The sequence below is a fragment of the Micromonospora sp. CNZ295 genome (assembly GCF_004217535.1).
The window spans coordinates 1,675,251-1,693,967 of the sequence record NZ_SHKZ01000001.1 but is presented as its reverse complement, the minus strand read 5'-3'; the positions used below and the strand labels follow the sequence as shown (position 1 = coordinate 1,693,967).

Below are 18,717 nucleotides of genomic sequence, written 5' to 3'. Positions count from 1 at the left end.
TCCCCGCCAAACGCGGATCAGCCGGAAGCGATCTCGGTCACGCCGGCCGCGACGATCCGCTCGTACGCCTCGACGCCGGTGGTGAACGCCCCCAGCCGGACCGTCTTGTGGGTGCCGTGGAAGTCGGACGAGCCGGTGACCAGCAGGCCCAGGTCGGCGGCGAGGGCCCGGACGTGCGCCCGCTCGGCCGGTGCGTGGTCCTCGTGGTCCGCCTCCAGGCCGGCCAGCCCGGCGGCGGCGAGGTCGGCGATCAGCGCGTCGGGCACGATGCGCCCCCGCCGGGTGGCCCGCGGGTGGGCGAAGACCGGGACGCCGCCGGCGGCGCGGACCAGCCGGACCGCCCGGAAGACCTCGATGTCCTCCTTGGGCAGCCGGTACCGCTCGCCCAGCCAGTCCGGGCCGAACGCCTCGTTGGTGGTCGCGACGAGTCCCGCCCGGATGAGGGCCTGGGCGATGTGGGGGCGGCCCACCGTCCCCCCGGCCGCCCCGGCCAGGATCTCTCTCCAGCTCACGTCGATGCCGTCGGCCTGGAGCAGCCGGACGATCCGCTCCCCGCGCTGCTCGCGGGCGAGACGAACCCGGGCCAGCTCCGCGGCCAGGTTCGGCTCGGTCGGGTTGAAGAGGTACGCGAGCAGGTGCAGCGGCACGGGCGGGTCCGCGCCGTACCACCGGCAGGACAGCTCCGCGCCGCGCACCAGGCGCAGCCCGGGCGGCAGGGCCCGGACCGCCGGATCCCAGCCGGCGGTGGTGTCGTGGTCGGTGATCGCCAGGACGTCGAGGTTGGCCTCCACCGCCGCCCGGACCAGCTCCGCCGGCGTCAGGGTGCCGTCGCTGGCGGTGGAGTGCGTGTGCAGGTCGATCCGCGGGCTCATCGCGCCTGACGCTACCGGGTCGGCCGCACGGTGGCGGACGGCGCGGGCCGGCCGGGCTCAGAAGCCGGCGCCGGCCACCGGCAACACGCGAGCGCCGGCGGGTACGCCGGAGACCAGCGTGTTGCCCACCGGTTGCCCGGCCTTCACCAGGTTCGGATCGATCCGCGCCAGGCGGTTGCCCTCCAGCAGGTGGACGGCGACGTTCGGCGTCCAGGCGACCGGCCCGGTCAGCGACGGGCCGGCCGCGCGCACCAGCGGGTCGGGGCCGAGCCGTTCCAGGTCCACCAGGAACGCTCCCCCCTCGCCGTTGACCAGCAGCCAGCGGCCGTCGGGTGACACCGTGCCGCGCCCGTCGTCGCTGAGCGCGTGGCCGCAGGCGCTGCGGACCACGGTCAGCGCCTTCGCCGGATCGAGCAACGCCAGGCAGGGGCGGCGCGGCGTGCCGGCGAGGATCTGCCCGACGAGCAGACCGTCGGGCCGTGACCCGTAGACGTGGCGGCTTCCGGTGCCGCTCTCCGGCGTGGTCCGGCCCGTCACTGGGTCCCAGAGCCCGTGCCCGCCCCGCTCGGGGTCGAGCCGCAGCAGCACGTCGTCCCCGACGAAGCCGACCGGCTCCGCCCCGGCCGGCGCGGGGTGGCGGGCCACGACCATCACCCCGTTGTTGATCACCGTGCCCTTGACCAGCAGGCCGCCCTCGCTCCAGGCGACCTGGCGCCCGTCGCGGGACAGGACGATCTCCCCCGCTCCGGCCAGCAGGATCTGCGCGACCCCGTTCGGCCGGGCGATCCAGAGCGAGCGCCCGGCCGGCGTCTTCGCGCCGACGAGCAGCCAGGCGCCGGCCTCCGGGTAACGCTGCGCCCGTTCCACGGCACCGACCCCGGTCAGCATCACCCGCCGGTTGCTGGTGGTGACCAGGACGTCCCCCACGATCAGGTCGACCTCGGCGGGCTCGGGAAGCGGGAGCTGGAAGGCCGGGTCGGGTCGCCCGGTGGCCTCGGGGTCGCCCAGCCCGACGACGGCGGGACCGGGCACCACCACGGGGTCGCTGAGGAGTTGCATCATCCCCGTACTGACCCCGACCGTGGTGACCGCGGCCAGGGCCAGGCCGGCGGCGGTACGGCGACGCTGGGTCCGCCGGGCACGCCGGACGGCGGCGCCGGCGTGGTCCGCGGCGGGCGGGCGCGGCTCGGCGACCTGCTGGCCGAGCGCCTCGCGCACCGCCTGCTCCAGCTCGTCCGGTGTCACGCCTGTTGAACGCGCCGGGGGCACGGTCAGGTTGTCACGGCGTGCCGGGCCGCTCACCGACCCTCCCCGGCCGGTGCCGCTGCGGCACCACCCGGGCGGCCGGTCCGTGCGCCCACCGGCACCGGCGCGGTCCGGGAGGCGCCGGACCGGGTTGCGCCGGAGGTCGGCGGCGTGCCGCCGGAGACCGACGACTCACCCGGCGGCACGTCCACCGGCGGCGCGGGCGCGGCGGGCCGGAGCGCGGGCGCCCCGGGCGTACGGGGGGACCGCTGCCGTGGCGGCGTGGGCGCGGCGGGAAGGTCGGCGGCGTCGACACCCATCCGCTTGCGCAGCGTCGTCAGGGCCCGGGAGGTCTGGCTCTTGACTGTGCCCGGCGAGATGTCCAGCAGGGCGGCGGTCTGCGCCTCCGACATGTCCTCATAGAAGCGCAGCACCAGCACCGCTCGCTGCCGGGCCGGCAGCGCCTTCAGGTGCCGCCACAGCAGGTCCCGGTCGAGCTGCCGCTCGATCTCGTCCACGCCGGCCTGTTCGGGCAGCACCTCGGTCGGGCGTTCACCGTGCCAACGCCGCCGCCACCAGCTCGTCGATGTGTTGATCATGACGCGCCGGGCGTACGGCTCGACGGCCTCGATGCCGCCGAGCCGCTTCCAGGCCAGGTAGGTCTTGGTCAGCGCGGTCTGGAGCAGGTCCTCGGCGGTGGCCCAGTCCCCGGCGAGCAGGTACGCGGTCCGCAGCAGGGCGCCGGAGCGCGCCGCGACGAACTCGCGGAACTCCTCCTCCCGAAGGTCCCTGCTCGCCACCGCCCAACCTCCATCCCCCGTCCTGCCAGCAGGCTCCCACGGAAAATGGCGCGCTGTTCATCCGATTTTCGGACAGAAACCTTCAGGCACCGTCGTCGGCCTTCGCCTCGTCGGCCTCCTTGCCCAGCCGCGCCTCGACCGCCTGCGGCTCGTACATCTCCTCGACGACGCGCAGGTAGAGCTCGTTCGGGTTGGGCAGGTTCTTGATCTCGCGCAGCGCCTGCTCCTGGCCGGCGGACTCCAGCACGAACGTGCCGTAGTTGAGCGCCCGCCCGGCCGGCGTCTGTTCGTACTTCATGTCGGTGACGCGGACCAGCGGCATCATGGCGACGTGGCGGGTGATGATGCCGTTGACCACCATCACCCGTTTGTTGGTCAGGATGAAGCGGTCGTACCACCAGTCGGCGACCTTCCACGCCACCCAGCCCATCACCGCGAACCACAGCAGCACGGCGACCGTGGTCAGCGCGCCGACGTCCTGACCGGCGAGGAAACCGGAGAGGTAACCCAGCACGAAGGTCGCGGCGACGCCGATCAGCAGCGGGGTCGCGAGGTGGATCCAGTGCCGCTTCCACTCGCCCCGGTACCGCTCGGTGGGGAAGAGGTAGCGCGCGACGAGGGAGCTGGGCTCGTCCTCCAGGGGCAGCACCCGGCGCGGCGTCATGCCGGCCGCGTCGGCCCGCAGGCCGGCGAGCTCGTCCTCGGAGATCTGCGGCGGCTGGTAGCCGCCCTCGGGGTCGCGGATCCACGCCCGGCCCGACCGGCCCTCGCCCGCGAAGCCCGGGCCGTCCCCCAGGCTCGCGTCCTCGGACAGGGAGGGGCCGTCGGACAGACCGGCACCGGAGCCGTAGCCCGGGCCGTCGTCCGGACCGACGCGGGGGATCGGCTCCGTGTCTCGTTCCCGACGCTCCCGGTCAGGGTCGTCCGGGTCGAAGGGTGGACCGGAGGGGCTGCCCATGGCCGGCTAGGCGACGAGGTTGGTGAAGAAGTCGCCGAAGCCCTGGGCGATGTCCACGATGCCGCCGCCCAGGGACTTGAAGACATCGGCGGCGGAGTTTGGCCGGTAGGCGACAAAGAAGATCAAGAATGCGATACCGGCCCAGGTGAGGACCTTCTTGACCATGGCGGGCCATCCTCTCGCGCGGCGCCGGGTCGATTACCGCAGCAGCACTCACAGTATCAGCGTGGTGTCGTACAGTTATTTCCTGCGTCCGTTCTCCGACATTCCGGGGGACTTGTCAAGCCTTCCCGTGCAGATACGGAGATGGTGCGCCGTACACGAGCTCGGGTGGCATCCACTCGGTGAGGTCGCGCAGGACGACGTCCTCGGCGAGCAGATGTCCCGCACTCGCCGGCCAGGCTATCGCATGCAGCCACATTCCCCGAGCTTCGCCCGCGTACGCGCTTCGATCGGTCGGTGACTCCAGGAGCCACAGTGGAGTGGGGTGGCCGGCCACCCGGATCCGGGCCTGCCCGTGATGCTCCGGGTGCCCCGGCCCGGGGTCGGCGAGCGCCTCGGTGAGCTGCGGGCCCGCGTCCGGTCCGATGATGCCGGCGAACCGGGTGGCCAGGCCGACGCCCGGTTCCTCGGCGACGAAGACCAGGTCTGCCGGGCCGCCGCCGAGCGGTTCCGGCCCGGCGCAGGCGACCGCCGTGGCGCGCACCCCGGTGCGGTCGTCACCGGCGTACGCCACTCCGGTCAGGGTCCAGCCCGTCGGCAGTGGCCACGGGCACCAGAGCGGGACCGGCGGCCGGTGCGGCGGATCGGCGCAGGCGGTGATGCGGTCGACGACGCTGGCGACGATCTCCGCGTTGATGTGCTCCGGAACGTGCAGTGGCGGAACCGGGCCGCACAGGAGGCACCGCGACTCGGAGTGCATGAGGTCCGGCGGCCGGACCTCGCCACCGCACCGTGGACAACTCACCGCGACGCTCACCACCCCACCGTCACCCGGCCGGGCCACGCCGTCAAGCGGAGCGGCCGTTTCCGCCCGTGGCTGCGGAAACACCCGGACCCGCGGCGATCGGCGACGCTCGGGGCGCGGGCCGGGGCGGCGAATCCGGCGCGGACCGGGGCGGCGAATCCGGCGCGGGCCGGGGCGGCGAATCCGGCGCGGACCGGGGCGGCGAATCCGGCGCGGACCGGGCGGCGGCGAACCGCCGGACCGAGGCGGTCGGGCGGCGCGTCGGCCTCAGGCCGGCGGAGGCCCGCCGTACGCCCGGATCCAGGCGTGCATGGCGATGCCGCTCGCCACACCCGCGTTGATCGAGCGCGTCGAGCCGTACTGCGCGATGGAGAAGAGCTGGTCGCAGACCGCGCGGGCGGCGTCGGACAGGCCCGGACCCTCCTGGCCGAAGAGCAGCACGCACCGCCGCGGCAGCGTGGTCGTCTCCAGCGGCCGGGAGCCCGGCAGGTTGTCGATGCCCACCACCGGCAGTCCCGCGCCGGCGGCCCAGGCGGCGAAGTCCTCGATCGTCTCGTGGTGGCGGACGTGCTGGTAGCGGTCGGTCACCATCGCGCCCCGACGGTTCCACCGGCGGCGGCCGACAATGTGGACCTCGGCGGCGAGGAACGCGTTGGCGTTGCGGACCACCGTGCCGATGTTGAGGTCGTGCTGCCAGTTCTCGATCGCGACGTGGAAGTCGTGCCGCCGCCGGTCGAGGTCCGCCACGATCGCCTCGCGCCGCCAGTAGCGGTACCGGTCGACGACGTTGCGCCGGTCGCCGCCCGCGAGCAGTTCGGGGTCGTACCGCGGGTCGTCCGGCGGGTCGCCCGCCCAGGGGCCGACGCCGACGTCGAGCTGGTCACCGGTCACGGTCACAAGACAGTACGGCCAGCGGGCGGGACCGCTCAGCCCAGCCCCAGCGCCCGGCCGAGCCGGTCGAGGAACCGGCGGTCGGCGGGGGCCGGCTGCCCCTCCGTCGCAGCCCGGCACACCCGGGCCGCGACCGACTGCACCCACTGCCGGTACGCCGCCGAGTCGGCCGGGTCGGCCCGCCGGCTGAGCACCCGGACCGCGGCCCGGGCGGCGGCGAGCAGGTCGACGACATCGGTGAGCTGGCCGGCCGCCCCCTGGAGCGGTCCGTCGTCCCGGGCGTAGATCGCGGCCACCACGGCACGGACCAGGTCGCTGTCGAAGGCCCGGCCGGCGGCGACGGCGTCGAGGCCGGCCAGCCCCGCGGCGACCCCCCGCGCCGGCCGCCCCGGTGCCGGCGCGGCGGCGGCCACGACCGTCCGGCCGGGCAGTCTGGTGAGCAGGTCCCACTCGGCGGCGGAGTAGACGGCGGTGGTCAACGGCGCGGCACGGCGGCCGGCAGAGGACGGCTCTCCGGCGACGGAGTGGCTCATGGGAACCTCCGGCGTCAGCATATGCCCCGGTTGAGCGGGTAGGGCCCCATCCATCCGCAAACGTCGGGAAGGGCGCGCCGCGCCCGGCACCGCCGGGTGCCCGGCACCGACACCGGTACGCGGTCAGCGCGGCTCGGGGAAGCTCGGCCGCTCCGGGTCGACGCCCTCGGGGACCGCGGCGGCCGCGTACTCCTTCTTCGGCACCATGACCTTGCGCCGGAACACGCACACCAGCGTGCCGTCCTGGTTGTAGCCGCGGGTCTCGACGGCGACGACCCCGCGGTCGGGCTTCGAGGAGGACTCCCGCTTGTCCAGCACCGTGGTCTCGCCGTAGATGGTGTCGCCGTGGAAGGTCGGCGCGACGTGCCGCAGCGACTCGATCTCCAGGTTCGCGATCGCCTTGCCGCTGACGTCGGGCACGGACATGCCGAGGAGCAGCGAGTAGATGTAGTTGCCGACCACCACGTTGCGCTTGAACTGGCTGGACGTCTCGGCGTAGTGCGCGTCCAGGTGGAGCGGGTGGTGGTTCATGGTGAGCAGGCAGAAGAGATGGTCGTCGTACTCGGTGACCGTCTTCCCCGGCCAGTGCCGGTAGACCGCGCCGACCTCGAACTCCTCGTAGTAGCGGCCGAACTGCATCCTTGTCCCCTTCGACGGGCGGCGATGGAGTTCGGCACAGCATGCCTTATGCGGTGTTAAGGCGATGGGCGGGGCGGCGACGGCGGGGAAATCTCACACCGCGAACCCGGGGCCGGACGCAATGAGCGGCGGGGCCCTCCCCGGCACCCGCCGCCCACGCTCTGATGCGGAAGATTCTGCCCCACCCGAGCAACGTCCGGACAGAGACGGGGATCACATTTATCTTTTTGTAACACTACTCAGAGTCACTAAGATCATGTGTGGGGGCGATCTCCGGGTGGTTGATAGCTCCATGTCAAGCGTCAAGTTACCGATTCGTAGCTGATCGAGCGTCCGTTCTCGATGGAAACGCTCCCATCACGGGTCGTCACGCAAATGCGACGTGCACTTGCGCACCGCACACCGCCCCGGCACCGAAGACCATCGATGCCGATGATCGCCGGCAACGCCGGCCGGGCCGTGGCGTTTCGGCCATCGGAGGGCGGGAATTCGACGAGGTACGCCCTGGTTCCACCAGACGTAGCTATTCCGCGGTGATCGGAGAGATTGAGATGGCAACCGTTGAGCTGACCACGGCAAACTTCGACGAGGTCACGGGCCGCGACGGCATCGTGCTCGTCGACTTCTGGGCCGACTGGTGCGGCCCCTGCAAGCGGTTCGCCCCGGTCTACGAGCGCTCGTCGGAGAAGCACCCGGACATCGTCTTCGGCAAGGTAGACACCGAGGCGCAGCAGGAGTTGGGCGCGAAGTTCGACATCCGCTCCATTCCGACCATCATGGCGATCCGCGACGGCGTCATCGTGTTCGCGCAGCCGGGCGCACTGCCCGAGTCCGCCCTGGAGAACCTGATCGAGCAGGTCGAGGCGCTCGACATGGACGACGTCCGCAAGAAGCTCGCCGAGCACAAGCACTGAGGTTCACCGACACCGTCACGGCCGGCCCCGAATCCGGGGCCGGCCGTGCTGCTTGCGCCGTGCTCGTACATGTGTTCGAATAATGACCATGCGCTGGGACAACCTCTCCGCTCCCCCGGACGAGGGACGTCCCGACGGGTCAGCGCCAGCGACGCCACCCCTGCCGCTGGCGCTGCCCGGCGCCATCACCCGCACCTTCGACACGCCCGGCTTCGCCGGAATGACGTTCTACGAGGTCCGGGCCAAGTCGATCATCAATCGGGTGCCGGGCGCCTCCCGCGTCCCGTTCGAGTGGACCATCAACCCCTACCGGGGCTGCAGCCACGCCTGCGTGTACTGCCTCTCGGGCGACACGCCGGTCCTGATGGCAGATGGCCGGCCACGGCAGATCCGTGACCTCCGGGTCGGCGACCGGATCTTCGGCACCGAACGCCGGGGCGGTCGCCGCCGCTACGTCGTCACCACCGTCCGCGCCATCTGGTCCACGGTCAAGCCTGCCTACCGGTTGACCCTGGACGACGGCACCAGCCTGGTCGCGAGCGGCGACCACCGCTTCCTGTCCGACGAAGGCTGGCGGTACGTGGCGCCGGACCCGGGACGCCGCCGGCCACTGGTGCCCGGCGAGCGGCTGCTCGGCACGGGCGCCTTCGCCGAGAGCCCCAAGGGCTCCGCCGACCACGAACGCGGCCACCGCTGGGCGACGGCCGGCGGCGACCGGCCGGACGCGCCGACCGACGAGTGGCTGCTCGGCCTGCTGGCCGGGGCGTTCGCCCGGGGTGGGCGGTGCGGCGGTGACGCACTGCGGATCGGCCTGCCGGACGGGGCGCTCTTCCGCGACGTCGCCGCGGCGCTGGAGCACTTCGGCTTCACCTCCGTCCGGGAGGATCACAACCTTCCCGGCGGGCCCCGGCAGATCCGGCTGACCGGCGGGCTCCGCGAACGGCTGCGGTTCCTGCACCTGACCGGGGCCGCGGCAGGGCGGCTCGTCGAGGGCGCGCCCGTTCCCCGGAGCGTGGCGCCACGGGTGACCGCCGTCGAGCCGCTCGGCGTCGACCTCCCCCTGTGGGACATCACCACCGGCACCGGCGACTTCATCGCCAACGGCGTGGTGAGCCACAACTGCTTCGCCCGCAACACCCACACGTACCTCGACCTGGACGCCGGCGCGGACTTCGACCGCAAGGTGATCGTCAAGGTCAATGCCGGCGAGCTGGTCCGCCGGGAGTTGGCCGCACCCCGGTGGCGCGGGGCGCACGTCGCGATGGGCACCAACGTGGACTGCTACCAGCGCGCCGAGGGTCGCTACCAGCTCATGCCGGAGATCCTCAGCGCCCTGCGGGACTTCGCCAACCCGTTCTCCATCCTCACCAAGGGCACGCTCGTCCTGCGGGACCTGCCCCTGCTCCGGCAGGCCGCCGAGGTGACCCGGGTCGGCATCTCGTTCTCCGTCGGTTTCGTCGACGAGCGGCTGTGGCGGGCGGTCGAGCCGGGCACGCCGAGCCCTCGTCGCCGGCTGGAGGCGGTACGCCGGTTCACCGACGCCGGCTTCCCCGTCGGAGTGTTGATGGCGCCGATCCTGCCCGGCCTCAGCGACGACGACGGGTCGATCGACGCGACGGTGTCGGCGATCGCCGCGGCCGGCGCGGCGAGCGTGACGCCGCTGGCGCTGCACCTGCGCCCGGGCGCAAGGGAGTGGTACGCGCGCTGGCTCGGCCGCGAGTTCCCCCACCTGGTCCCCCGCTACCGGGAGCTCTACCGGGCGGGCGCGTACGCGCCGCAGTCGTACCAGCGGGAGCTGACCGCCCGGGTGCGGATCGCGGCGCGCCGCCACGGCCTGCACCGGGGCGAGAGCGGCGACAACCGTCGCCAGCCCGATCCGCCGCCCCCGCGGCCGGCCGCCGAGCAGCTCTCGCTGCTGTAGCCCGGCGGCAGCTGCTCGGCCTGCCGCTGGGCGAGCTCACCGACCGGGCGGCTGCCGACCGCTCCCTCCGCCTGCCGCTGGCCCAGCCCGAGCGAGTGAACCGGCGCGGCGTCCGCCGCCGGGAGGAGCGGGTGCGGCCCCTGGACGTGGCCGGGTCCCCGGTGCTCCTCGCCGCCGCCGTCGGCCACCACGCCCGCAACCCCGAGCACCGCGGCGATCGGCACGCCGGAGGAGTACGACCGGCTGCGTCGCGCGCTCAGCGGCGCGCCCTGATCAGCGGAGTTAGAGTCGGCTGGTGCGCTCACCTCAGCAGATCCTCGCCGACGCCGCCGTGATCGCCGTCGTCGGCGCGTCCCGCGACCCGCGCAAGGCCGCGCACAGCGTGCCCCTGCAGATGCAGCGGTACGGGTGGCGGATCATCCCGGTCAACCCGACCGCCGACGAGCTGTTCGGCGAGCGGGTCTACCGCTCGTTGTCGGAGATCCCCGAGCCGGTCGACCTGGTGGACGTGTTCCGCCCGGCCGACGACGCGGTCGAGGTCGTCCGCGAGGCGGTGTCGATCGGCGCGCCGGCGGTGTGGCTCCAGCTCGGCATCGTCTCGCCGGAGGCACGCCGCATCGCCACCGAGGCCGGGATGGACTACGTCGAGGACCGCTGCCTGGTCATCGAACGCGCCGCCGCCGGCCTGACCCGCCTGAGCTGACCTCCGGCCCGACGGAGGGTGGGCGGACGCTTCTCAACTCAGAGCTTGTACTCCTTCAGCAGGCCGCGGCTGATGATGGTCTTCTGGATCTCCGAGGTGCCCTCGCCGATCAGCAGGAACGGGGCCTCACGCATGAGGCGCTCGATCTCGTACTCCTTGGAGTAGCCGTAGCCCCCGTGGATGCGGAACGCCTCCTGCACCACCTCGGCGCAGTACTCGGACGCGAGCAGCTTGGCCATACCGGCCTCGACGTCGTTGCGCTGGCCGGCGTCCTTGAGCCGGGCGGCGTTGACCATGAGGGCGTGCGCCGCCTCGATCTTCGTACCCATCTCGGCGAGCTTGAACGCGACGGCCTGGTGCTTGGCGAGCGGCTGGCCGAAGGTGCGGCGCTGCTGGGCGTACGCGACGGCCAGCTCGAAGGCCCGGATCGAGATGCCGCAGGCCCGGGCGGCGACGTTGACGCGACCGACCTCGATGCCGTCCATCATCTGGTAGAAGCCGCGACCCACCCGCTCCTCGCCGCCGAGCACGGCGGAGGCGGGGACGGTCACCCCGTCGAGGACCATCTCGGTGGTCTCGACGCCCTTGTAGCCCATCTTGTCGATCTTGCCGGGGATGGTCAGACCGGGTGCGGTCTCGCCGAACCCGGGCTCCTTCTCCAGCAGGAACGTGCTCATGTTGCCGTAGACCGAGTCGGCCCCGGTGTCGGTCTTGACCAGGGTCGCGACCACCGACGAGTAGGCCCCGTTGGTCAGCCACATCTTCTGGCCGTTGAGCACGTAGTTGTCGCCGTCGCGCACCGCCTTCGACTTGATCGCCGAGACGTCGGAGCCGCACTCCGGTTCGGACATGGAGAAGGCGCCGCGGACCTCGCCGGTGGCCATCCTCGGCAGCAGCCGGGCCCGCTGCTCCGCGGAGCCGTGCTGGGAGATCAGGTACGCGACGATGAAGTGCGTGTTGACGATCCCGGAGATCGACATCCAGCCGCGGGACAGCTCCTCGACCACCAGGGCGTACGTCAGCAGCGACTCGCCCAGGCCGCCGTACTCCTCGGCGATGGTCAGGCCGAACAGCCCCATCTCGCGCATCCCGTCGAGGATGTCGGTCGGGTACTCGTCGGCGTGCTCCAGCCGCTGCGCGTGCGGGATGATCTCCTTGTCCGCGAACTCCCGGACGGTTTCCAGGATCGACCGCTGCACATCGGTCAGGCCGGGCGTCTGGGCGAGTCGGGCCATCTCAGCCTCCGGGGGATCGACGCATTACTCAGGGGTAACTAAACGCTCGGTCAGTATCGGCCGCGCGGACGGCGTCGCCAAGGTGACCAGTCCACACAACCGCTGTGAAAAGGTTCACCGGTCGCGGTAGCGTCCGGCAATAGGACGCGATCCGGCAGGAGGAGGAGACCGTGAGCCAGCCACCGCCGCCGGGACCGCCGGATCCCGACCGGCCGCCGTCGCCGTGGGAGCAGCCCACGTCGGGCCCCGAACCGCCGCCCCCACCGCCGCCACCCCCCGGGTACGACCCGAACCAGCCCCCGCACGGGTACGACCCGAACCAACCGCCGTACGGGCAGCCGCCCGGCGGTCAGCCGTACGGGCAGCAGTGGGGATCGCCGTACGGTCCCTACGGGCCGCCGCCGAGCGCCAACCGGGGCGTGAACGTCCTGGCGATCCTGTCCCTGGTCTTCGCATTCGTCTTCCCGCCGGCCGGAATCGTGCTGGGCCACCTGGCGAAGCGCCAGATCCGCACCAGCGGCGAGGACGGCGACCAGCTCGCCACCTGGGGCCTGATCCTGGGCTACGTCTTCACCGCGCTCATCCTGCTGTCCTGCTGCGGCTGGATCGCCCTGGTGGCGCTGGCCGGCAGCGACGGCGGAATGCGGTACTGACCGCGCGGCCGGCACCGGCCACCGTCGTCAGCGGAACTGCGCCTCGCGGACGCTGTTGCCGCCGTCCACCACCAGCATCTGACCGGTGATGTACGAGGCGGCCGGCGAGCACAGGAACGCGATGGCGGCCGCCACCTCGTCCGGCGTGCCGGGCCGGCCGACCGGCGTGCCCAGGCCCTGCCTGATCTCGGCCATGGTGGAGGCCGCGGTGTGGATGGTGCCGGGAGCGACCGCGTTGACGGTCACCCCGTCGGCGATCATCTCCATCGCCAGCGCGCGGGTGAGCCCGACCACGCCCGCCTTGGCCGCCGCGTACGCGGCCTCGGTGGGCAGCGCGTTGACCGGACCGGCCGTCGCCGCCAGGTTGACGATCCGCCCCCAGCCCCGCTCCGCCATCCCGCCGATGAACGCCCGGCTGCACAGGAAGGCCGTGGTGAGGTTGCGGTCGATCTCGCCGCGCCACTCGTCGTAGCTCAGCTGGGCGACCGGCCGCAACACCTCCGGGCTGGCCCGGCTGGCCAGGCCCGCGTTGTTGACCAGCACCTCCACGTCGCCGAGCTGCTCCGCGACGGCGTCGGCCAGCGCGCCGACCTCCGACTCGTCGGTGAGGTCCGCCACGAAGCCGGTGACTCCCAGCTCGCCGGCCCGCTCGTGGATGCGGCGCGTGGTGGAGACGATGGCGACCCGGGCGCCCAGGTCGGTGAGGCGACGCGCGGTCGCGTACCCGATGCCGTCCGGGCTGCCCGCCCCGGTGACCAACGCGACCCGGCCGTCGAGCCGCATCGTGACCGGTTCCGGAAGGGCCGCCGGCTCGTCCTGACCGGCGGGGCCGGTCACCGACCGGTTGCGGCGCGCCACACCGGGACGGCTCGCGTCCCGTCTCGACCGGCTGCCGGCTCTCGAGTCAATCGCCATGCCAGGATCCTGCCCGTTCACCCTGGTTCGGGCAACGCGGCACCCGGTGGCGGAGCGCCCGGGTTTGCCCGCCGCTGATTACGCTGACGGCTCACCCGAACCTCGATGGAGAGCAGACGATGAGTTACCCCCCGCCGTCCGGCGGCTGGCAGGACCCGGCCTGGGCCGGCCAGCAGTCCTCCCCGCCGGCTGACCCCACCCTCCCGGTGAGCGGCCAGCCCATCCCCGCCCAGCCCACCAGTGGCGACCCGTACGCCCCGACGAACCCGTACCCGGGCGCGCCGGCGAGCCCGTACCCCGACCCGTACGGGGGTCAGCAGGCGCCCGGCCAGCCGATGCCCGACCCGTACGCGATGGGCGGCTACCCGCAGCCGATGTATCCCGGCTACGGCTACCCGCAGCCGAAGACCAACAGCATGGCCATCGCGGCCCTGGTCCTGTCGCTCGTCGGCATCGCGTCCTGCATCACCGCGCCGATCGGGGCGATCCTCGGTCACGTGGCGCGCAAGCAGATCCAGCAGACCGGCGAGGGCGGCGAGGGCATGGCGAAGGCCGCCATCATCGTCGGCTGGATCCTGACCGGCCTGCTGGCGCTGCTGATCGCCTTCTACGTGGTCGCGATCGTCTTCGCCATCACGACGTCCCAGTCGAGCGTCTGAGCGGCGCCGGAAAGCCACGTGCCGCTCCGGGGAACGGAGCCGGGGCGGCACGTCGCGGGGACGGTCACTCAGCCGGCGGGGTGAAGGACGAGGTGCGGGTCATCCCGGCCGCGCGGCCCTTCGCCGCGATCACCAGCGCCATCTTGCGGGACGCCTCGTCGATCATCTCGTCGCCGAGCATCACCGCGCCGAGCTTGCCGCCGGCCTCCGAGGTGTAGTGCTCGTACGCGTCGAGGATCAGCTCGGCGTGGTCGTAGTCGGCCTGCGCCGGCGAGTAGACCTCGTTGGCCGCGTCGATCTGGCCGGGGTGCAGCACCCACTTCCCGTCGAAGCCCAGCGCGGCCGAGCGCTTGGCCACGTCACGGAACCCGTCGACGTCGCGGATCTGCAGGAACGGGCCGTCGATGGCCTGCTTGTCGTGCATCCGGGCGGCCATCAGGATGCGCATCAGGATGTAGTGGTACGGGTCGCCGGGGTAGTCCGGGATCAGCGCACCGACCACCAGGGACTTCATGTTGATCGACGCCATGAAGTCGGCCGGCCCGAAGATGATGGTCTCCACCCGCGGCGACGCGGCGGCGATCGCGTCGACGTTCACCAGGCCGGCGGCGTTCTCGATCTGCGCCTCGATGCCGATCCGCCCCACCGCCAGGCCGAGCGTCTTCTCCAACTGGGTGAGGGTCAGGTCCAGCCACTGCACCTGGGCGGCGTTCTGCACCTTCGGCAGCATGATGCAGTCCAGGTTGGCGCCCGCCCCCTCGACCACCTCGATGACGTCCTTGTACGTCCACGGCGTGGTCAGGTCGTTGACCCGGACCACCCGGGTCTTGCCGGTCCAGTCGCCCTCGTTCAGCGCGGCGACGATGTTCTTGCGGGCGTCCGGCTTGGCGAGCGGGGCGACCGCGTCCTCCAGGTCGAGGAAGACCTGGTCGGCGGGGAGGCCCTGGGCCTTGCCGAGCATCTTGACGCTGGAACCCGGTACCGCCAGGCAGGACCGGCGGGGGCGACCGACTGCGGCCATGGATGCGCTCCTTCCAGCGTTCGGCGGGCACGCCGACGTCACCTGAACCTGAGAGTGTGAAGACTTAACGATCCCAAAGGACGTTGTGACGCCACGGTAACCTCGTGCCGTGACCGGGGTGAATGGACCTGTGGAAGATCTCACTGGGCGTCGGCTGGTGGTGGTGACCGGGGCCAGCTCCGGCATCGGCCTCGCAGCCGCCGTCGACCTGGCCTGCCGCGGCGACCAGGTGGTACTGGTCGGCCGCGACCCGGCCCGCCTCCAGGCCGCCGCCGAGCAGGTCCGCGAGGCCGCCGGTGAGCGCCCGGAGCTGTTCCGGGCGGACTTCGCCGTCCTCGACGACGTCCGCGGCCTGGCGGAGCGGCTGCGCGCCGTGTACGACCGGATCGACGTGCTGGCCAACAACGCCGGGGCGATCGTGCTCCAGCCGATCACCACCGTCGACGGGTTCGAACTGTCGATCCAGGCCAACCACCTCGCGCCGTTCCTGCTGACCAACCTCCTGCGGGACCGGGTGGGCCGGATCGTCGGCACCGCCTCCGGCGCCCACCGCAGCGGCTCGCTCGACCCGGACGACCTCAACCGCCCGCTGCGCCGGTACCGCCCGATGAACGCGTACGGCACCAGCAAGCAGGCGAACATCCTGTTCACCGCGGAGGCGGCCCGCCGCTGGCCGGACCTGCCGGCGTACTGCTTCCACCCCGGCGTGGTGCGGACCCGGTTCGGCAACGACAGCCGCGTGGTCGCCCTCGGCATGCGGCTGCTGCCGTTCCGCAGCCCCGAGAAGGGGGCCGAGACGCTGGTCTGGCTCGCCAACCAGGAGCCGGAGCGGCTGCGCAGCGGCGGCTACTACTTCGACCGGCGACTGCGCCGGCCGCTGCCCAAGGCGGCCGACCCGCAACTCGCCGCCCGGCTCTGGACGGCCAGCGCCAAGGCCGTCGGCATCGGCGAGTAGCGGCCGGCTGCCATACTCCGCCACATGACGTCGACTGGGCAGGACACCGACCCGGCGGCCGCCGTGCTCCTGGTCGCGCTGGTGGAGCTGGCCGCCGACGCGGTCGAGGCCGGCCGGGCGTACGAGGATCGCGTGCTCGCCCTGCTCGGGCGGCACGGCGGCCGGGTGGAGCGCCGGCTGCGCACCGGCGACGGGCGCTCCGAGGTGCACGTCATCCGGTTCGACACGCGAACGGGTTACGAGTCCTTCCTGACCGACCCCGAGCGGGTCGCGCTGCGGGCCGCCCTCGGCGACGCCGCCCCGACCACCAGGGTCCTCGAGGTGCGGGAGGTCTGAGCGTCACTCGGCGAGGTGGACCGGGACGCGGTTTCGCGGCTTCTGTGGGCACCCGGTTCTGGTTGCCGAGAGGTCGTGGGCGGCAAGGTCAGGTCCCGGCCCGGTCGGGAACCGGTAACGGAACTAGTCGTCGCGGAGCGGGGTGGCATCGGCCGGGACGGTGGGCGGGACCGGTGCCCCGGCTCTGGCGCGGCGGGTTCCCGCGTTGGCGAGGATGACGACCGCGACACCGGCCAGCAGCAGCGCCAGGCCGGCCAGCGCCAACGGACGCGGCAGCTGGCCCAGCCAGACCCAGCCGATCAACGCGGCGCCCGGCGCCTCCAGCAGGATCAGCACGCTCACCGTGGTCGCGGAGACCCGGCGCAGGGCGTAGTTGAACATCGAGTGGCCGAGCAGCTGGGCGCCGGCCACCAGGGCCAGCACCGCCAGCCAGCTACGGGCGTCGAAGCCGGTCAGCGGCACCCCGCCGACCAGGCAGACCACGAGCAGCAGCAGGGCGCACACCCCGTAGCAGACGGTGGTGTACGTGGTGGTGCTCAACGTCCTGCGCGCCCGCTCGCCGAGGGCGGTGTAGACCGCCGCGAACATGCCACCGACGATCGCGAGCAGGTCGCCGAGGAAGGCCCGCCCGGAGACCGTGACGTCCGCGCCGGTGGCCAGCCCCGCGCCGGCGACCGCCACGCCGATGCCGACCCACACCCCCCACGACAGCCGCCGGCCCTGCGCGCGGGCGATCAACCCCTGCCACACCGGTTGGGTGGCGACCAGCGCGGTGGCCGCCGCCACCGTGGTGAGCTTGGCACTCGGCATCCAGACGGCGAAGTGCGCGGCGAGCGCGACCCCGGACAACACGCAGTACCCGGCGTCCCGCCGGCCGGCGGGTGCGCTCAGCGCCCGGAACTCGGCCCGCCGCCGCACCAGCGCGACCGGTCCGAGCACCGCCGTCGAGAGCAGGTTGCGCCAGAACGCGATCGCGAGGGCCGGCGCGGCCGCGAACGCGACCAGCGGTGCGGACGACGACACGGCCACCACCGCGAGGGCGAGCGCGCCGAGGGTCAGCGGGTCCGGCGACGGGCGGTGCGGCGGGGATGACACGGAGAGCAATACTCACACGGCCCGGGCAACCACGGACCGTCAGTGCTCGGTTACGATCACACGCGATCCGCCGGCGACCCCTCGACCGCCCGGAGGCCCTCCCCCATGCCCACGTTCCAGGCGGTGCTGTTCGACTTCTTCGGCACGCTGACCTGCTCCGCACCCCGCGGCGCGGCTCATCGCACCGCCGCCGAGCTGCTCGGTTGCCCGCTCGAGGTGTTCGTCGACGTGCTCGACCGCACCTTCTACCAACGTGCCACCGGCCGCCTGGGCACCGCCGAGGCGACCCTGCGCTGGGTCTGTGAGCAGGCCGGCGTCCACCCCTCCGACGAGGCGGTCCGGTCAGCCGTCGCCGCCCGGCACCGCGCCGTCCGGGCCGACATCCGGCTCCGCGCCGAGGCCGTACCGACGTTGGCCGCGCTGCGCCGGCGCGGACTGCGCACCGGTCTGGTCAGCGACTGCACCCACGAGCTGCCCGCCTACCTGCCGGACCTGCCGGTCGACCCGCTGCTCGACGTCCGCGTCCTGTCGGTCCAGGTCGGGCGCTGCAAGCCGGACCCGGAGCTCTACCGGGCCGCGTGCCGCCGCCTGGCCGTGGAGCCGGCCGGGTGCCTGTACGTCGGCGACGGGGACAGCCAGGAGCTGACCGGGGCGGAGCGGGCCGGGTTGACCGCGGTACGACTGGCGTCCCCCGATCTCGCCGATCACCTGGTCTTCAACCCGGACCACGGCTGGGTCGGCGCGGAGCTGGCATCCCTCGCCGAGGTGCTGGACTACGTCGATGCGGCAGGTGAAAGGAAGGGCCCCTGCTTGACGCCTGCCGTAGAGCAGGGGTCCCTTGTCAACACGTAGCGGCGGTGTCAGCGGCGACGGACGCGGTGCAGCCGGAAGGGCTTGCGGGTGGCCCGGACCACCGTCGCCGCCCGGGGCGGCTCGGCCAGCGCCCCGGTGGGCAGCGCGGCACCGGCGGTCGACTCGCCGGCGGGGGCGAGCCGGTTCAGCGCACAGCCTTCGGCCGCCCACCGCGCCACCAGATCGGCGGCGGGGCCGGGTGCGTTCAGCCGCTTGGCGGCGACCAGCGGTGCGATGGTCTCCCAGTGTTCGGTGCCCGGCACCAGCCGGGTCACGTCGGCCGGCCAGGTGACGATCCGGCCGCCGTGGTCGCCCCGCAGCGTGACCTCCGCCCGCGTCGCGTCGGCGAGCCCGGGCGCGGACTGCTCGCCCGGCCCGCTCACCACGAAGAGCGCCCCCTCGAGGGGGACGCACCACAGGGCGTACGCCGGCCCGCCGGGCACGCCCACCCAGGCCACTGCGGCCTTCTTCATCGCCTCGTCGATCAGGGGGGTGCTGCGCTCCGCCGCGTCGCTCACTCCCACATCCTCCCGCGCCCGTCGCCGTCCCGCTT

Annotated in this window: 22 protein-coding genes; 8 read left to right on the top strand and 14 right to left on the bottom strand. The window is 73.0% G+C overall.

Annotation, left to right across the window (positions count from 1 at the left end):
• Positions 1 to 17 precede the first annotated feature (17 nt).
• From EV376_RS08135 to EV376_RS08095, 9 genes are all read right to left on the bottom strand, one after another.
• Positions 18 to 872: a PHP domain-containing protein gene (locus EV376_RS08135; protein ID WP_130321515.1), complete on the bottom strand. Its 855-nt coding sequence runs from the start codon at positions 870 to 872 to the stop codon at positions 18 to 20.
• 57 nt (positions 873 to 929) lie between these two features.
• Entirely contained in the window at positions 930 to 2,174 is a 1,245-nt protein-coding gene (locus tag EV376_RS08130; protein WP_130321514.1) for a hypothetical protein, read from the bottom strand.
• Complete coding sequence (locus tag EV376_RS08125) at positions 2,171 to 2,917, bottom strand: SigE family RNA polymerase sigma factor (protein ID WP_130321513.1); 747 nt, start codon at positions 2,915 to 2,917, stop codon at positions 2,171 to 2,173. The genes EV376_RS08130 and EV376_RS08125 overlap by 4 nt, the downstream gene beginning before the upstream one ends.
• A gap of 82 nt (positions 2,918 to 2,999) precedes the next feature.
• A complete protein-coding gene (locus EV376_RS08120) occupies positions 3,000 to 3,875 on the bottom strand; it encodes a PH domain-containing protein (RefSeq protein WP_130321512.1) in 876 nt (291 codons plus the stop codon).
• A 6-nt stretch (positions 3,876 to 3,881) separates the two neighbouring features.
• Entirely contained in the window at positions 3,882 to 4,040 is a 159-nt protein-coding gene (locus tag EV376_RS30115) for a hypothetical protein (RefSeq protein ID WP_165437968.1), read from the bottom strand.
• A 115-nt stretch (positions 4,041 to 4,155) separates the two neighbouring features.
• Complete coding sequence (locus tag EV376_RS08115; protein ID WP_486482557.1) at positions 4,156 to 4,854, bottom strand: DUF6758 family protein; 699 nt, start codon at positions 4,852 to 4,854, stop codon at positions 4,156 to 4,158.
• 255 nt (positions 4,855 to 5,109) lie between these two features.
• The gene (locus EV376_RS08105; RefSeq protein ID WP_130321510.1) at positions 5,110 to 5,733 is read right to left on the bottom strand and encodes a TrmH family RNA methyltransferase; all 624 of its coding nucleotides are present in this window, start codon (positions 5,731 to 5,733) and stop codon (positions 5,110 to 5,112) included.
• A 35-nt stretch (positions 5,734 to 5,768) separates the two neighbouring features.
• The gene (locus tag EV376_RS08100) at positions 5,769 to 6,287 is read right to left on the bottom strand and encodes a hypothetical protein (protein ID WP_207228078.1); all 519 of its coding nucleotides are present in this window, start codon (positions 6,285 to 6,287) and stop codon (positions 5,769 to 5,771) included.
• Positions 6,288 to 6,389: 102 nt separating this feature from the next.
• Entirely contained in the window at positions 6,390 to 6,905 is a 516-nt protein-coding gene (locus EV376_RS08095; protein ID WP_130321508.1) for a MaoC family dehydratase, read from the bottom strand.
• A 551-nt stretch (positions 6,906 to 7,456) separates the two neighbouring features.
• Here EV376_RS08095 and trxA point away from each other — a divergent pair.
• The 3 genes from trxA to EV376_RS08080 all read left to right on the top strand — a co-directional run bounded on the left by trxA (position 7,457) and on the right by EV376_RS08080 (position 10,443).
• Entirely contained in the window at positions 7,457 to 7,819 is a 363-nt protein-coding gene (gene trxA, locus EV376_RS08090) for a thioredoxin (protein WP_130321507.1), read from the top strand.
• Positions 7,820 to 7,901: 82 nt separating this feature from the next.
• Positions 7,902 to 9,740, top strand: coding sequence for an intein-containing Rv2578c family radical SAM protein (locus EV376_RS08085; RefSeq protein WP_486482556.1), 1,839 nt, complete (start codon positions 7,902 to 7,904; stop codon positions 9,738 to 9,740).
• Positions 9,741 to 10,035: 295 nt separating this feature from the next.
• Positions 10,036 to 10,443, top strand: a complete 408-nt coding sequence (locus EV376_RS08080) for a CoA-binding protein (RefSeq protein ID WP_130321505.1) — start codon at positions 10,036 to 10,038, stop codon at positions 10,441 to 10,443.
• A gap of 38 nt (positions 10,444 to 10,481) precedes the next feature.
• Here the strand turns inward: EV376_RS08080 and EV376_RS08075 are convergent, their stop codons facing one another.
• Positions 10,482 to 11,678: an acyl-CoA dehydrogenase family protein gene (locus tag EV376_RS08075; RefSeq protein WP_130321504.1), complete on the bottom strand. Its 1,197-nt coding sequence runs from the start codon at positions 11,676 to 11,678 to the stop codon at positions 10,482 to 10,484.
• A gap of 170 nt (positions 11,679 to 11,848) precedes the next feature.
• On the opposite strand from EV376_RS08075, the gene EV376_RS08070 reads away from it, so the two are divergent.
• Positions 11,849 to 12,331 (top strand): DUF4190 domain-containing protein, encoded by a 483-nt coding sequence (locus EV376_RS08070; protein WP_130321503.1) that lies wholly within the window; start codon positions 11,849 to 11,851, stop codon positions 12,329 to 12,331.
• A 27-nt stretch (positions 12,332 to 12,358) separates the two neighbouring features.
• On the opposite strand, the gene EV376_RS08065 is transcribed toward EV376_RS08070, so the two are convergent.
• Positions 12,359 to 13,246 (bottom strand): SDR family oxidoreductase, encoded by an 888-nt coding sequence (locus tag EV376_RS08065; RefSeq protein WP_130321502.1) that lies wholly within the window; start codon positions 13,244 to 13,246, stop codon positions 12,359 to 12,361.
• Between the two features lie 119 nt (positions 13,247 to 13,365).
• On the opposite strand from EV376_RS08065, the gene EV376_RS08060 reads away from it, so the two are divergent.
• On the top strand, positions 13,366 to 13,905 hold the full coding sequence (locus tag EV376_RS08060; RefSeq protein ID WP_130321501.1) for a DUF4190 domain-containing protein: 540 nt from the start codon (positions 13,366 to 13,368) through the stop codon (positions 13,903 to 13,905).
• 64 nt (positions 13,906 to 13,969) lie between these two features.
• On the opposite strand, the gene EV376_RS08055 is transcribed toward EV376_RS08060, so the two are convergent.
• Entirely contained in the window at positions 13,970 to 14,926 is a 957-nt protein-coding gene (locus EV376_RS08055) for an HpcH/HpaI aldolase/citrate lyase family protein (RefSeq protein ID WP_130321500.1), read from the bottom strand.
• A 130-nt stretch (positions 14,927 to 15,056) separates the two neighbouring features.
• On the opposite strand from EV376_RS08055, the gene EV376_RS08050 reads away from it, so the two are divergent.
• Complete coding sequence (locus tag EV376_RS08050; protein WP_130321499.1) at positions 15,057 to 15,881, top strand: SDR family NAD(P)-dependent oxidoreductase; 825 nt, start codon at positions 15,057 to 15,059, stop codon at positions 15,879 to 15,881.
• Between the two features lie 24 nt (positions 15,882 to 15,905).
• Entirely contained in the window at positions 15,906 to 16,217 is a 312-nt protein-coding gene (locus EV376_RS08045; RefSeq protein ID WP_130321498.1) for a hypothetical protein, read from the top strand.
• A gap of 123 nt (positions 16,218 to 16,340) precedes the next feature.
• Here the strand turns inward: EV376_RS08045 and EV376_RS08040 are convergent, their stop codons facing one another.
• The gene (locus EV376_RS08040) at positions 16,341 to 17,321 is read right to left on the bottom strand and encodes a DMT family transporter (protein ID WP_486482555.1); all 981 of its coding nucleotides are present in this window, start codon (positions 17,319 to 17,321) and stop codon (positions 16,341 to 16,343) included.
• Between the two features lie 96 nt (positions 17,322 to 17,417).
• Here EV376_RS08040 and EV376_RS08035 point away from each other — a divergent pair, with 96 nt between their 5' ends.
• Positions 17,418 to 18,164 carry an HAD family hydrolase gene (locus tag EV376_RS08035; RefSeq protein ID WP_165437967.1) on the top strand — a complete coding sequence of 249 codons (747 nt, stop codon included), beginning with the start codon at positions 17,418 to 17,420 and terminating at the stop codon, positions 18,162 to 18,164.
• Between the two features lie 8 nt (positions 18,165 to 18,172).
• Here EV376_RS08035 and EV376_RS30110 read toward each other — a convergent pair whose 3' ends face one another.
• Positions 18,173 to 18,682 (bottom strand): hypothetical protein, encoded by a 510-nt coding sequence (locus EV376_RS30110; RefSeq protein ID WP_165437966.1) that lies wholly within the window; start codon positions 18,680 to 18,682, stop codon positions 18,173 to 18,175.
• Positions 18,683 to 18,717 lie beyond the last annotated feature (35 nt).

Coding starts and splice junctions, on each gene's coding strand:
- EV376_RS08135 (WP_130321515.1), bottom strand. CDS start 872: ATGAGCCCGCGGATCGACCTGCACACGCACTCCACCGCCAGCGACGGC.
- EV376_RS08120 (WP_130321512.1), bottom strand. CDS start 3,875: ATGGGCAGCCCCTCCGGTCCACCCTTCGACCCGGACGACCCTGACCGG.
- EV376_RS30115 (WP_165437968.1), bottom strand. CDS start 4,040: ATGGTCAAGAAGGTCCTCACCTGGGCCGGTATCGCATTCTTGATCTTC.
- EV376_RS08100 (WP_207228078.1), bottom strand. CDS start 6,287: ATGCTGACGCCGGAGGTTCCCATGAGCCACTCCGTCGCCGGAGAGCCG.
- EV376_RS08095 (WP_130321508.1), bottom strand. CDS start 6,905: ATGCAGTTCGGCCGCTACTACGAGGAGTTCGAGGTCGGCGCGGTCTAC.
- trxA (WP_130321507.1), top strand. CDS start 7,457: ATGGCAACCGTTGAGCTGACCACGGCAAACTTCGACGAGGTCACGGGC.
- EV376_RS08085 (WP_486482556.1), top strand. CDS start 7,902: ATGACCATGCGCTGGGACAACCTCTCCGCTCCCCCGGACGAGGGACGT.
- EV376_RS08075 (WP_130321504.1), bottom strand. CDS start 11,678: ATGGCCCGACTCGCCCAGACGCCCGGCCTGACCGATGTGCAGCGGTCG.
- EV376_RS08065 (WP_130321502.1), bottom strand. CDS start 13,246: ATGGCGATTGACTCGAGAGCCGGCAGCCGGTCGAGACGGGACGCGAGC.
- EV376_RS08060 (WP_130321501.1), top strand. CDS start 13,366: ATGAGTTACCCCCCGCCGTCCGGCGGCTGGCAGGACCCGGCCTGGGCC.
- EV376_RS08055 (WP_130321500.1), bottom strand. CDS start 14,926: ATGGCCGCAGTCGGTCGCCCCCGCCGGTCCTGCCTGGCGGTACCGGGT.
- EV376_RS08045 (WP_130321498.1), top strand. CDS start 15,906: ATGACGTCGACTGGGCAGGACACCGACCCGGCGGCCGCCGTGCTCCTG.
- EV376_RS08035 (WP_165437967.1), top strand. CDS start 17,418: ATGCCCACGTTCCAGGCGGTGCTGTTCGACTTCTTCGGCACGCTGACC.